Origin of the sequence: Streptomyces sulfonofaciens, from assembly GCF_014656295.1 — a bacterium.
Taxonomy (GTDB): domain Bacteria; phylum Actinomycetota; class Actinomycetes; order Streptomycetales; family Streptomycetaceae; genus Streptomyces; species Streptomyces sulfonofaciens.
Map to the genome: position 1 here is coordinate 164,264 of NZ_BNCD01000013.1, position 12,940 is coordinate 177,203.

Sequence of the window (12,940 nt, forward strand, 5' to 3'; positions counted from 1 at the left end):
GAAAGGGGTGATAGAAGGTGCCCGTGCCCCGGGGCGGGCGCAGGATGGCGCGCGGTGGCTACCCGAGCTGGCCGAGCTGGCTGGGCTACCCGAGCTGGTGCAGCTTGTGGAGGACCCAGCCTGTGTAGACGAGGGCGGGCGTGACCACGAGGCCGGCTCCGAGGCCGATGCCCCAGCGGCGTATGGCCGCGGCCTGGATCCGGTGGAGCGTGCGGACGGGGTGCCCGGAGGTGTCGCGTGCGAGCCGGGCGGCCCGGGACGGGGGCCGGCGGCGGGGGCCGGCGTGCGGACCGCTCACCGATCCCCCCTGCGCCGAGCACCCGAAGACACGAAGGTGGCGCGCAGGATCACGCGGGCCGTCTCCAGATAGTCGTGGTGCCCGTAGCGGGCGGCGTGCCCGGTCGCCCACTGGCGCACCTCGGCCGGACTACCCTGCACGGCCTCGGACGGAGCCCCACAGATCAGACACAGCATGTCGCGCACCGGCGGCCGGACGAGGCCGCTCCCCCGTTCCAGCAGCCACCCGCCGGACACCGGCTCCCGCGGCCCACTCATGCCAGCCCCACGGCCGGGGTACCGGCGAGTGCCTCGTAGTGGTCGCACAGCCAGGCCAGCTCGCGGGCGAGACTGCGGGCGTGCTGCGTAGCAGACACCAGCCCCGGACCCGGGGACGCGCTCAGGCGGACACGGGCGTTGGCCACGGCGGCCAGCGCGGTGACCCGGGTCGCATGCTCATCAGGCAGTGCGCGTGCGGCTTCCTCCACCACGGGGATCAGCAGCTTCAGATGCCCCCGCAGCCGGATGGCCCTCTCGTCGAGGTCGTCGAACCGCGGCAGCGACGCGCCGTCGGCGAGCAGTGCGGCCGAGGCCACGCGCATCTTCGCGATGTCCGGAGGCCCACTTCGCACCAGCGCCGGCAGGGCGCTACGTTCGTTCACGTCGACTCCTTGCAGTCGGCCAAGCCTCGGGGCCGTGTGGCGCGGTCGCCGGGGCGCGTCATGTCGTGTGCAATGAGAGTCGCCGTTTACCTGCAATTTCGGGATGCCCAGCAGGGGTTACCGAGGCGGTAATAGGCTCGTTGAGGCAGTGATTCAGTACTTGGCCGCGATTACGCTTACCTCGGAAGTCACTCCATGGACACCACCACCTCAGGCCTGCTCCCGCCAGATATCCTCGACAGGGACGATCTGCGGCGAGCCCTGTCAGAGCACGACTTCGCAGCAGTCTTCTCGCTCATCAAGAAGTGGAGTGGTCTGTCCCAGAACCGCATCGCAGCGGCTTGCCAGCTCACTCCGGGCAAGGTCTCAACCATCATGAGCGGTCAACAGCAAGTCACCAGCTTCGACGTGATCCGGCGTATCGCTGACGGCTTACGCATTCCTGGGCGCATGGTGGGACTCGCTGACCGCCCCTGGGAGGCACAGCCAGAGAGCCCGAACCCTCAGCCAGCACAACCGGCCACACGGTCAGCTAGTGAAACTCCTTGGTGCCCCTCTGAGACCGTGGACATGGCCGAAGATTTGACCAGGAGCGATCTCGTGATGGACCGCCGCGCAGTAACGCGCACCCTGGCCGGCGCAGTCGTGTCCGGTGCCGCACTCCTTGACCCACTGGAACGATGGCTCCAGCCAGCATCCCCGGGAACAGTTGCACGTCGCCCAGGGCGCATCGGAATGCGGGAGGTACAAGAGTTGGAAGGTACCGCGCGGGCTTTCCGTTCTTGGGACCACCGCTACGGTGGCGGACTGCGTCGCAAAGCCGTCGTCGGCCAGCTCAACGAGGTGGCGAGTCACCTCGAAGATCACCAGAAACCCGAGGTCCAGCGGGGGCTTTTTCGGGTGATGGCGTATCTCGGCGGCACTGCGGCGACCATCTCGTGGGACTCGGGGCTTCAGCGGCGAGCCCAGGACTACTACCTACTTGCCCTACGTGCAGCCCATGCAGGCGACGATGTCGTCTACGGTGCCAATGCGCTGGCAGGCATGGCACGGCAGATGCTGTACAGCGAGCGCCCTCAGGACGCATTGGAGCTGATCCACCTGGCTCAGAAGGGCGTGCGCCACGCCGCAGGTCCGAGGCTTCGGGCCATGTTGCACACCCGGGAAGCCTGGGCGTACGCGGCCATGGGGCGCAGAGCAGCGTTCCGGCGCGCCACAGACGAGGCTGCGGAGTCATTGGCTGGAACCGCGGGTGTCCCCGAACCGTACTGGATCGCGTACTTCGACGAAGCGGAACTGGCAGGCGTAACCGGCGGCCGCCACCTGGACCTGGCGAGGCAAGAGCCTCAGCATGCTCAAACGGCGGCTGAATACATCCAGGGAGCACTGGGCATGCGCGGCGCTGAGGCCGGCCGCAGCTACGCGCTGGACAGCATTGGCCTCGCCGAGTGCCACTTCCTCATGGGAGACGTGACGGGAGCCGTCGAGTACACCCGACGGGCTGTCGAGGCGGCCGCCCGAACCAGGTCGAACCGGGTACGGACTCAACTCCACCAGCTCTACCCGTACACCGTCGGGCGAGGGGCCCCACAGGCCACAGCAGAGGTCCGCACTATGATCCGGGACTTGTTGTCGAGCTAAGGAAGCACCGTGGCCACCATCGCCGTCACTGGGCACATGGACCTGACCGTGGACAGCATCCCTCTCATCCGCGATGCCCTTCGCGAGGCGCTCAAGCCCTACGCCGAAGATCTCACTGGCGTCTCATGCATCGCTGCGGGCGCTGACTCCTTGTTCGCCGAGACCGTGCTCGAACTCGGCGGACGCCTCGTCGCGATCATCCCTTCCCAGGACTACCGGCAGAGCAAGGTGAAGCCGGAGCACGCCGAAACCTTCGACCGGCTCGTCCGCAGCGCCGTCGAAGTAGTCGTCCTGGAACACGAGACCGCGAACCGCTCGGCATATGAGGATGCCAACCGCACGCTTCTCCGGCGCTCTGACCGGCTCATGGCTGTCTGGGACGGCAATCCGCCGACGGGGAAGGGCGGCGGCACCGCAGACACCGTGGCCGAGGCCCGCGAAGTAGGGCTCCTCGTCGACGTGGTCTGGCCAGACGGCGCGTCGCGCCGAGGCTGATCTCCCTTCCCGAACGGGACGAATTCGCCCCCTCCCGCCACCGAAAGTCGGAGGGGGCGTGCTTCACCGGTACTGCCTGCGTTGCGGGTCAAGCCCGGCGGCCACCGGCGGCGTTGAGCCGCGGTCGTCGTGGGGCGGGGCTGGGGTGCCGGTCCGGCGGCGCACGAGTGTGTCAGGGTCACCGGGCGGCGTCTGGAGGGACTAGCCGTCCGGGTGGGCCGGTCCGGCCGGCCCGACCGGGCCGCGGGCCCTTCGGGGCCGGTGTCGCCCTTCGGCCCCTGCTCGCCCTGTGGCCCGGGCGGGCTGACGGGGCCCTGCTCCTCCTGCGGCCTTTGTGGTCCCGGGACGGTGGACGCGGGGCCCGGCTCGCCGTCCTTGCCGTCGGGGCGGTTCTTCCCGTGGGTGCCGGCCTTCCCCGGCATGTCGGCCGCGCCGCGGGGTCGGGATCGACACCGGTACCTTGGCCCGGTCCGGCAGGGCCCGGGCCGGTCCGCGGGGTCGGGCGCGGCCGGTGCCCCCTGAGCCTGCCGGGGGTCCCCGCGCTGTCCGCAGCCGAGGGGTGGGCGAGGGTCGCCGGGGAGGTGCTCGGGATCGGTATCAGCGGCGCCGGGCCGGGCGGAGACGCCGGGCCGGGGGAAGACGCCGGGGTGTCCGTGCCCGCCCGTGCCGGTCGGGTGATGGGCGCCGCCTTTCGCTGCCGGTCGCCGCGGGTCTGTCTGCGGACGGGCGAGGGGAGGCGTCTTCCGGGGTGCCCACGGAGCCCGGGCATGACAAAGGGCCGACCCGTTTGCGCAGGTCAGCCCTTGATCATTCAGGGTGAGTGACGGGACTCGAACCCGCGACATCCTGGACCACAACCAGGTGCTCTACCAGCTGAGCTACACCCACCACGACCGGTTTTCTCACCCTGTCCTCGTGTGACGAGGGATCCTTCCGGCCGAGAAAAAGTGTACAGGGTCCGGGCGGGTGCTCACGCACGCCTTTTCGGGGGGCGGGCCGCCGTGCCGTACCGGCGGGTGCGGCCTAGGCTGGGCGGTGCACCGGGGCGGCGGTACCCGGCCCGTCCGGGTCCCGTTCACTCCGGGGGCAGTACGTGCCGCGTCGCGATCGCCTTCGCGGACTCCGAGTCGGGGCCGGGCTGCGGTACGAAGACCGCCTCCCGGTAGTAGCGCAGTTCGACGATGGACTCGCGGATGTCGGCGAGCGCGCGGTGGTTGCCGTTCTTCTCGGGGCTGTTGAAGTACGCCCTGGGGTACCACCGCCGGGCCAGTTCCTTGATGGAGGAGACGTCCACGATCCGGTAGTGGAGGTACTGCTCCAGGCCCGGCATGTCGCGGGCCAGGAAGCCGCGGTCGGTGCCGACCGAGTTGCCGCACAGCGGGGCCCTGCCGGGCTCCTTGACGTGTTCGCGTACATAGGCGAGGACCCGTTCCTCGGCCTCCGCGAGTGTCGTGCCGTGGGAGAGCTCGTCCAGCAGGCCCGAGGAGGTGTGCATCCGCCGCACCACGTCGGGCATCGTCTCCAGCGCCGCCTCCGGCGGGCGGATCACGATGTCCACACCGTCGCCGAGCACGTTCAGATGGGAGTCCGTGACCAGTGCGGCCACCTCGATGAGCGCGTCGTTCGTCAGCGAGAGCCCGGTCATCTCGCAGTCGATCCACACCATGCGATCGTTCATGCGCCTACCCTACGGCGCCCCCCGGGTCCCCCGGCCACCCCGGAGCCGTGACGGGGGCCGCCCCCGCCCGCCCGTCGATGGGCGGAGCAGGGCAGGGCCCAGGGCAGGGCCAGGGGCGCCCCGCCGGGCGGTGGCGCGGTGCGGATGGCGTCCTGGCCGGTCGCGCCCTTGCCGGACGCGGGTCCCGGCGGGAGCGCGGGGCACCACGCGTGCGGCCGGCAGGCGGCCGACGGGCGGCCCGGACGCGGCCGGTGCCGGCCGGTCCTGGCTCAGACCCGGCCCGAAGCCGATCGTTCGGCGTCGGTCCGCTGGCCCGGAAGACTGGGCCGGGCAGCACCGTACGTCTCCTGCCCCCGGCTGTTCTCCGCGGCCAGCGGTGCCCCCCCGCCGAGGGGGCCGGCGCCGCGGCGGGCCCCCGAGGGCAGGCCCTCCGGGTGGACACCGGCCTCCGAGGACTTGTCCGCGCCCGGCCTGCGGGCCCGGTACGCGGCCCGGTAGGCCGCGGGCGAGGAGCCGAGCTGGCGCCGGAAGTGACCCCGCAGGGCCACCGGCGAGCGGAAGCCGCAGCGGCCCGCGACCTCGTCGACGGAGTAGTCGGACGTCTCCAGCAGCCGCTGTGCCTGGAGCACCCGCTGGGTGATCAGCCACTGCAGGGGAGCGCTCCCGGTCAGTGACCTGAACCTCCGGTCGAACGTACGGCGGCTCATGTAGGCGCGCGCCGCCAGGGTCTCCACGTCGAACTGCTCGTGGAGGTGCTCCAGCGCCCAGGCGACGACCTCGGCGAGCGGATCGGCGCCGATCTCCTCCGGCAGCGACCTGTCCAGGTAGCGCTCCTGGCCTCCGCTCCTGCGCGGCGGTACGACGAGCCGGCGGGCGAGCGCGCCCGCCGCCTCGTTGCCGTGGTCGGTGCGCACGATGTGCAGGCACAGGTCGATGCCCGCGGCCGTGCCCGCGGAGGTGAGCACGTCGCCGTCGTCCACGAACAGCTCGCGCGGATCGACGTGGACGGACGGATAGCGCTTGGCCAGCGTCGGCGCGTACATCCAGTGCGTGGTGGCCGGGCGGCCGTCCAGCAGGCCCGCCGCGGCCAGTACGAAGGCGCCGGTACACAGCCCGACGATCCTTGCGCCCTCCTCGTGGGCCCTGCGCAGCGCGTCGAGGGCCTCCTCGGGAGGCGGCGCGGTGATCGAACGCCAGGCCGGCACCACCACGGTGCCCGCCCGCGAGATGGCATCGAGATTGTGTGGCGCCGTGAGTTCGAGTCCGCCCGTGGTGCGCAGCGGGCCGTCCTCGCCGGAGCACACCAGCAGCCGGTACCGCGGCACACCGGCGTCCTGGCGGTCGATGCCGAAGACGGACAGCGGTATGGAACTCTCGAAGATGGGCCCGCCGCTGAACAGCACCACGGCGACGATTTCCCTGCGGCGTCGCCCCGACAGCTTCCGAGCCGCGGTCTCGGGTGCGGCTGTGGAGTCGTGGCTCATGTCCCTAAGCCCCCCTCGGTCGTCGCGGCGCCCCTTACCCTGTGGGTCTGTCGCTCCTGCACGTTTCCCCTCGGTCCTGCACGAGTCCCCCGCCGTGTGACAGTCATGATCGAATCTACTGCGTCCGGTGGTACCGGCGTGACCAGTTCAGCACCCGCCACTATGTCGACATGGCAACTTGGCGTAAAGCATTCGATCACGAAGCGTTGCACTCCTGGGCCCCGGCTGGGAAGTGGGCCTCCGCCTCGTGGCCAATCCCTGTAGGGCCCAAGTCCCCCCTGTAGCCCTTTCCGTACTGGTGGCCACAGGGGTTGAGGGGGATATGGCCGAGGGAAAATCACCCCTGAGAAGTTGGCCGAAAACCATCGATCGCGACTCAACAAACCGGACGGTCTTCCGGTCTGCACCCCCTCGGAGGCCCCGTGGCGCTTGTGCCTTCGTGCGGCGGTCCGCCCCCGTTCGCAGAGATGGTTCAAAGGTTCGACCGCGCGGATGGCTGGGACGGCACGCGCCCCCCGAGCGTCCCGGACGGCTCGGACGGCGCGTTGCGAGGTGCCGAGTGCGACCCTCTTGTGCGCCGTAGCGCATCCGTTGAGGACGGTGTGCGCCCGCGGTCGCACGGGAGTGCCGCGATGGACCGCGGGGCTGCGCGGGGCGCATGGGTGCGTCGGCGGCGCTCCGCCGGCCGCCGCGGAGCGGACCGCCTGTCCCCCGAGCCTCGCGGACCCGTCGGCACATGGCCGGGACTTGTCGTGTGTATGCCTCCGTAACGTGCCCCCAACATGACGTACCGGCAGGTCAGCGGCGTATGCTCGGGGATCGTGCACGGAACGTGCCAGAGGGTGAACCGGCTGTACTGGGCAGCAACCATTGCCAGAGGGGCGCTTGCTCATGCATGCTCCGGTGAACACCGCATCGCGCCGCTGCAAAGGACCGTTCAGTGCCCTGGGCGGGGCATGGAAGGACCTCGGCAGGAAAGGAGTGCCGCCGTACTCTCGCGGGTATGGGGTTGGGAAGATGATTCCCGGACACAGCTCCGGTGTTGCAGACATCCTGACTGCCGCTGAATCACGCGCGTAAGCCCCCGACACCTTGACAGCCGCATCCCGTCAGCCGCCCCCTCCACAAGAGGACTCCCTTCGCCGAGACACCGATGGCCGGTCACGAATACTTCGAACCAGCGGACCGCAAGCGGCAGGTCGCCGACCCCACGGCAGACCCCCTGGCGGCTGAAGACCCACGCCATTCCTGCGACCCCGCCTTCAAGCACGGCGTCGTCGTGGGATTCGACGGCTCCACATCGAGCGAGCGCGCCCTTGCCTATGCCATCGGCATGGCGCACCGATCAAGTTCCGGTCTGATCATCGTTCATGTCGCCAACCGGTTGCCGACCACGGTCTGGGCGGGCTGCGAGCCCCCCGTCTTCGTGGACGTTCCGGACCACCGCACCGAGGTGCTCGGCCTCGAACTGGCCTGCGCGGACTACCTCACCGAGGTGTCCTGGGTCCTGGTCGAGCGCGGCGGCGACATCTGCCACGAACTCGAAGAGGTCGGCAAGGAGTACGAGGCGGACGCCATCGTCGTCGGCTCCACGCACGGCCTCGTCGGACGTATCTTCGGCTCCGTCGCGGGCCGTCTGGCCCGCCGGGCGCAGCGGCCCGTCATCGTCATCCCCTGACCCTCCCGGCGGTTGCCCGGCCCCGCGACGGGCGCACGGGCTCCAGCAGGCGCCCCGCACCCCGTGCCGGAGCGGACCCGCCGCGGGCCGCTCCGGCACGGGGTGCGCCGCGGGGCGAGGGCGGGTGCTACTCGACGGTGACGGACTTCGCGAGGTTGCGCGGCTTGTCGATGTCGCGGCCCAGCGCCAGCGCCGTGTGGTACGCGAGGAGTTGCAGCGGGACGCCCATCAGGATCGGGTCCAGCTCGTCCTCGTTCTTCGGCACCACGATGGTGTGGTCGGCCTTCGGCTGCTCCTGGTGGGCCACCGCGAGGATGCGCCCGTCGCGGGCCTTGATCTCCTCGAGCGCCGCCCTGTTCTTCTCCAGCAGGTCGTCGTCGGGGACGATCGCCACGGTGGGCAGTGCGGGCTCGATCAGGGCCAGCGGGCCGTGCTTCAGCTCCGAGGCCGGGTACGCCTCGGCGTGCACGTACGAGACCTCCTTCAGCTTGAGTGATGCCTCCCGCGCCACCGGATAGCCGCGCACCCGGCCGATGAACATCATCGACCTGGCCTCCGCGTACTCAAGGGCCAGCTTCCTGATCCGGTCCTCCTGGGCGAGGACCTCGGAGATCTGCCCGGGCAGCCTGCGCAGCCCCTCGATGATCCGCCTGCCGTCCGACACCGAGAGGTCGCGGGTGCGTCCCAGGTGCAGGGCGAGCAGTGCGAAGGCGACGGTGGTGTTGGTGAAGCACTTGGTGGAGACCACGCACACCTCGGGACCGGCGTGCACGTACACACCGCCGTCGGCCTCGCGGGCGATCGCCGAGCCGACGACGTTCACCACGCCGAGCACCCGCGCTCCCTTGCGCTTGAGCTCCTGCACGGCCGCCAGCACGTCGTAGGTCTCACCGGACTGCGAGACGGCGACGTAGAGCGTGTCGGGGTCGACCACCGGGTTGCGGTAGCGGAACTCGGAGGCGGGCTCGGCGTCCGCGGGGATCCGGGCCAGCTCCTCGATCATCTGGGCGCCGATCAGGCCCGCGTGGTAGGAGGTGCCGCAGCCGAGGATCTTCACCCGCCGCACCGCCCGCGCCTCGCGCGCGTCCAGGTTGAGCCCGCCGAGCCGCACGGTGGCGAAGCGCTCGTCGATCCGCCCGCGCAGTACCCGGTCCACGGCGTCCGGCTGCTCGCAGATCTCCTTGTGCATATACGTGTCGTGGCCACCCATGTCGTACGACTCGGCCTCCCACTCCACCGTGGTGGGCGAGGCGGTGGTACGGGTGCCCTCGATGGTGTAGGTGCGGAAGTCGTCCGACTTGAGCGTCGCCATCTCCCCGTCGTCCAGGGTGACGATCTGCCGGGTGTGGGCGACCAGGGCGGCCACGTCCGAGGCGACGAACATCTCCTTCTCACTGATGCCGAGCACCACCGGGGAGCCGTTGCGGGCCGCGACGATGCGGTCGGGGAAGTCGGCGTGCAGCACCGCGATCCCGTAGGTCCCCTCGATGATCCGCAGCGCGTCGCGCACCCGCTCCTCCAGGGTCTCGGCCTGGCTGCGGGCGATCAGGTGGGTGATGACCTCGGTGTCGGTCTCGGAGAGGAACTCCACGCCGTCGGCGACGAGTTTGGCGCGCAGCTCGGAGGCGTTGTCGATGATGCCGTTGTGGACGACGGCGACCTTGCCCTCGGCGTCCAGATGGGGGTGGGCGTTCACGTCGGACGGGGCGCCGTGGGTGGCCCAGCGGGTGTGCGCGATACCGGTGGTGCCCGCGAACCGCTTGGGGATCCGGGCCTCCAGGTCCCGCACCCGGCCCTTCGCCTTGATCATCTTCAGGCCGGCGGCCCTGGGGCCCGTGACGATGATGCCGGCGGAGTCATAGCCGCGGTACTCCAGGCGCTGGAGCCCTTCGAGCAGCAGCGGCGCCACGTCGCGCCGGCCGATGTATCCCACGATTCCGCACATATGGTTCTCCCCTTGGGTGGACTGACGGGACCTGCCCGACGCGACCGTGTGGTGTGCTCCGAGGCGCCCCGGCGCTCAGCCGTAGACGATGCGCCGTAGCTGACGCAGTGAGAGTTCGGGCGGTGCGACCGCGCGGTAGCGCAGTTCGGCCGCGACCCGCTCGAAGATCTCCGCGTTCACCAGGCCCTGACCCTGGAGCTCGCGGTGCCGGCGGCGGACGTAGTCCTCGGTGGTCTCGTCGAAGTAGGCGAGCACGTCCTGGACCACCCGCAGGGCCTCGCCGCGGCCGAGGGGCGTGCTGCGCGTCAGGTGGTCAACGAGGTCGTCGTGCACCCGTCGATCGTGGGGTAAGCACCGCGGTTTCGCAAGAAATCTGCCCGATTCCGGGCAGGATGCCGACGGCGCGGGTCCTGGGGTCCGCCGCGCCCGGTCTCACTTTGACCGCCGATTGGTCTGCACCTTGACCGGCGAGGGGGCGCGCGGTACGCATGACGACGGTCGGTCGTGCCTTGCGCACGCTGCGCGGCCCCGAGCCCCCGCCGAGTCGAAGGGAACCGCCTGTGAGCCCGATGGTGGAAGCACGTGCGAGACACCGTCTCGGAACCTCCCGTCTGCTCGGCTCGCTGCTGCTCGTCGCGGCGGCGGGCCTGTGCACCGTCGGCGTGCTGCCGGCCTCGGCGCAGCCGGGCCCCGGCACCAGGGCCGCCACCCCGCTCGACTCGATCGTGCCCGCCCCCGCCTCCGTCACCCCGGGCGGCACCGGCTACGAGATCACCGAGGGCACCGGCATCCGGGTGCACACGGACACCGGCAAGCACCACAAGACCAAGGGCCACAAGGGTCGCGGGGGTCACAAGGGCCACGCGGACGGGGACGCGGACGCGGCCCGCGAGGTCGAACGGATCGCCGACTACCTCGCCGGCGTGCTGCGGCCCTCCACGGGTTTCCCGCTGCCCGTCACCGGCGCGGCGGGTGACGACGGCATCCGCCTGGAGCTGGTCCCGGGCGAGACCGGGCTCGGCACCGAGGGCTACCGGCTCGCCAGCGACGCGCACGCGGTCACCATCACCGCGGCGGCGCCCGGCGGGCTCTTCCACGGTGTGCAGACGCTCCGCCAGTTGCTGCCGGCCGCGGTGGAGGAGTCCACCGTGCAGCCCGGACCGTGGCGGATCGCGGGCGGCACCCTGGAGGACAGCCCGCGGTTCGCGTACCGGGGCGCCATGCTCGACGTGTCACGGCACTTCTTCTCCGTGGACCAGGTCAAACGCTTCATCGACGAACTGGCCCTCTACAAGATCAACGAGCTTCATCTGCACCTCTCCGACGACCAGGGCTGGCGCATCGCCGTGGACTCCTGGCCCCGGCTCGCCACCTACGGCGGTTCCACCGAGGTCGGCGGCGGCAAGGGCGGCTACTACACCAAGGCGCAGTACACGGACCTCGTGGCGTACGCGGCCTCCCGGTACGTGGAGGTGGTCCCCGAGATAGACATGCCGGGCCACACCAACGCCGCGCTCGCCTCCTACGCGGAGCTGAACTGCGACGGTGTCGCACCGCCGCTCTACACCGGCACGGAGGTCGGCTTCAGCTCGCTGTGCGCCCCCAAGCAGGTGACGTACGACTTCCTGTCCGACGTGCTGTCGGAGCTGGCCGCCCTGACGCCGGGCCGGTATCTGCACATCGGCGGCGACGAGGCGCACTCCACCAGCCATGACGACTACGTGAGCCTGATGGACAGGGCGCAGCCGATGGTCACCGCGCACGGCAAGACCGTGCTGGCCTGGCACCAGCTCACCGGCGCGCACCCGGTGCCCGGCGCGGTGGCGCAGTACTGGGGCTACGACGCGACCGGCGCCCAGGAGCGGCAGCAGGTCGTCGACGCGGCGAGGAACGGCACCAGGATCGTGCTGTCCCCGGCGGACCGCGCCTACCTGGACATGAAGTACACGCAGGACACCCCGCTCGGGCAGGACTGGGCGGGCCTGGTCGAGGTGCGGCGCTCCTACGACTGGGACCCGGGGACCTACCTCGCCGGTGTGCCCGAGGACGCGGTGCTGGGCGTGGAGGCACCGCTGTGGACGGAGACGATCACCGACTCGGCCGACATCGACTACATGGCCTTCCCCCGGCTGCCCGGCATCGCCGAGCTGGGCTGGTCGCCCGCGTCGACGCACGACTGGGAAGGCTACCGGGCCCGGCTGGCCGCCCAGGGGCCGCGGATGACGGCCCTCGGTATCGACTTCTACCGCTCTCCGCAGGTGGACTGGCCCGAGTGACGGAGTCACCGGGTGACCGGGTCACCCGGTGTCCCGGTGACCGGATGGGCGAGGCTTCGGGTGCCGGGTGCCGGGTGCCGGGTGCCGGGTGCCTGCGAGGTGCCGGGTGGGGCCGGTGGGGCGCCGGACGGGCGGTGCGCACGGGGCCCGGCGGCGCGTCAGATCGCGTTGACCGCGGCCGGTGCCCGTTCGGCCCTGGTCAGGGCGCGCAGCAGCGCCGTCTGGCCGTGCCGCCTGGCCGCCAGCCGGGCCAGCAGTACCAGCACCGGGTCGAAGGCCTCGGCGGGCAGCTCGGGCGCGCGCAGCCCGACGCTGACGGCCAGGTCGTCGCTGTGCACGGCGAGTTCCAGCAGCCGGGTGGCGAGGAAGTCCTCGAAGGTGAGCGCCCAGCCCGTCTGCGGCATGAGGAAGGCATCGCCTCCCGCGCGGCCCGCGAGCCGGCCGCGCTGTGCGGCGAGCGCGGCACCCACGCTCCCGTGCAGGGCGCTCGGGCCCCCTGCCGCGACCGACTCGGCCCAGGCGCGGATGCCCGTGCTGACCTCGCCGTCCAGCGGCGCGCCGACCCACTCGGCGCGGGCGAAGTGCTCCAGCAGCGTGATGGGCGGCTCGGGGGACGGTGGTGCGTCCAGCGCCGGATCGACGCTGAGGATCTGGTGGGCGAGGTGCCCGGCCAGCGCGCCGACGCTCATCCCGGCCAGCGCGCCGGGCTCCCGCCACGCCTCGGCGACCTCGGGCCTGCCCAGCAGCGCCACCGCGTGCTCCGCGGCGGCCAGATAACCGTCGACGACACTCATGCACTCCCCCT

The 12,940-nt window shown here is 71.2% G+C and carries 12 protein-coding genes and 1 tRNA gene; 4 read left to right on the forward strand and 9 right to left on the reverse strand.

The genetic code is table 11. The annotated features are described in order from the left end of the window. Nucleotides 1–85: 85 nt before the first annotated feature. Genes IE313_RS21560 through IE313_RS21565 form a run of 3 tightly spaced genes read right to left on the reverse strand, consistent with a single transcriptional unit; the run spans nt 86 to nt 938 of the window. Entirely contained in the window at nt 86–298 is a 213-nt protein-coding gene (locus IE313_RS21560; protein ID WP_189934713.1) for a hypothetical protein, read from the reverse strand. Continuing rightward, entirely contained in the window at nt 295–555 is a 261-nt protein-coding gene (locus IE313_RS36630; RefSeq protein WP_444546254.1) for a DUF7848 domain-containing protein, read from the reverse strand. The genes IE313_RS21560 and IE313_RS36630 overlap by 4 nt, the downstream gene beginning before the upstream one ends. Next, complete coding sequence (locus IE313_RS21565) at nt 552–938, reverse strand: DUF6415 family natural product biosynthesis protein (protein ID WP_189934715.1); 387 nt, start codon at nt 936–938, stop codon at nt 552–554. Before IE313_RS21565 ends, IE313_RS36630 begins: the two co-directional genes overlap by 4 nt. A gap of 195 nt (nt 939–1,133) precedes the next feature. Between IE313_RS21565 and IE313_RS21570 the strand changes: the two genes are divergently transcribed. Next, on the forward strand, nt 1,134–2,579 hold the full coding sequence (locus tag IE313_RS21570) for an NsdA family TPR-like regulatory protein (RefSeq protein ID WP_189934717.1): 1,446 nt from the start codon (nt 1,134–1,136) through the stop codon (nt 2,577–2,579). A gap of 9 nt (nt 2,580–2,588) precedes the next feature. Then, on the forward strand, nt 2,589–3,074 hold the full coding sequence (locus IE313_RS21575) for a hypothetical protein (protein WP_189934719.1): 486 nt from the start codon (nt 2,589–2,591) through the stop codon (nt 3,072–3,074). Nucleotides 3,075–3,889: 815 nt separating this feature from the next. On the opposite strand, the gene IE313_RS21580 is transcribed toward IE313_RS21575, so the two are convergent. From IE313_RS21580 to IE313_RS21590, 3 genes are all read right to left on the reverse strand, one after another. Next, nucleotides 3,890–3,962, reverse strand: a tRNA-His gene (locus IE313_RS21580). A gap of 187 nt (nt 3,963–4,149) precedes the next feature. After that, the gene (orn, locus tag IE313_RS21585; RefSeq protein ID WP_189934721.1) at nt 4,150–4,752 is read right to left on the reverse strand and encodes an oligoribonuclease; all 603 of its coding nucleotides are present in this window, start codon (nt 4,750–4,752) and stop codon (nt 4,150–4,152) included. A 269-nt stretch (nt 4,753–5,021) separates the two neighbouring features. Further along, nucleotides 5,022–6,236 (reverse strand): GlxA family transcriptional regulator, encoded by a 1,215-nt coding sequence (locus IE313_RS21590; protein ID WP_189934723.1) that lies wholly within the window; start codon nt 6,234–6,236, stop codon nt 5,022–5,024. Nucleotides 6,237–7,389: 1,153 nt separating this feature from the next. On the opposite strand from IE313_RS21590, the gene IE313_RS21595 reads away from it, so the two are divergent. After that, nucleotides 7,390–7,914, forward strand: coding sequence for a universal stress protein (locus IE313_RS21595; protein ID WP_189934725.1), 525 nt, complete (start codon nt 7,390–7,392; stop codon nt 7,912–7,914). A gap of 127 nt (nt 7,915–8,041) precedes the next feature. Here the strand turns inward: IE313_RS21595 and glmS are convergent, their stop codons facing one another. Both glmS and IE313_RS21605 read right to left on the reverse strand, forming a co-directional pair. Beyond that, entirely contained in the window at nt 8,042–9,859 is a 1,818-nt protein-coding gene (gene glmS / locus IE313_RS21600) for a glutamine--fructose-6-phosphate transaminase (isomerizing) (protein WP_189934727.1), read from the reverse strand. 75 nt (nt 9,860–9,934) lie between these two features. After that, entirely contained in the window at nt 9,935–10,192 is a 258-nt protein-coding gene (locus IE313_RS21605; protein WP_189934730.1) for a hypothetical protein, read from the reverse strand. A gap of 236 nt (nt 10,193–10,428) precedes the next feature. Between IE313_RS21605 and IE313_RS21610 the strand changes: the two genes are divergently transcribed. Next, nucleotides 10,429–12,135 (forward strand): beta-N-acetylhexosaminidase, encoded by a 1,707-nt coding sequence (locus IE313_RS21610; protein ID WP_189934864.1) that lies wholly within the window; start codon nt 10,429–10,431, stop codon nt 12,133–12,135. A gap of 158 nt (nt 12,136–12,293) precedes the next feature. On the opposite strand, the gene IE313_RS21615 is transcribed toward IE313_RS21610, so the two are convergent. After that, nucleotides 12,294–12,929: a maleylpyruvate isomerase N-terminal domain-containing protein gene (locus IE313_RS21615; RefSeq protein ID WP_189934732.1), complete on the reverse strand. Its 636-nt coding sequence runs from the start codon at nt 12,927–12,929 to the stop codon at nt 12,294–12,296. Nucleotides 12,930–12,940 lie beyond the last annotated feature (11 nt).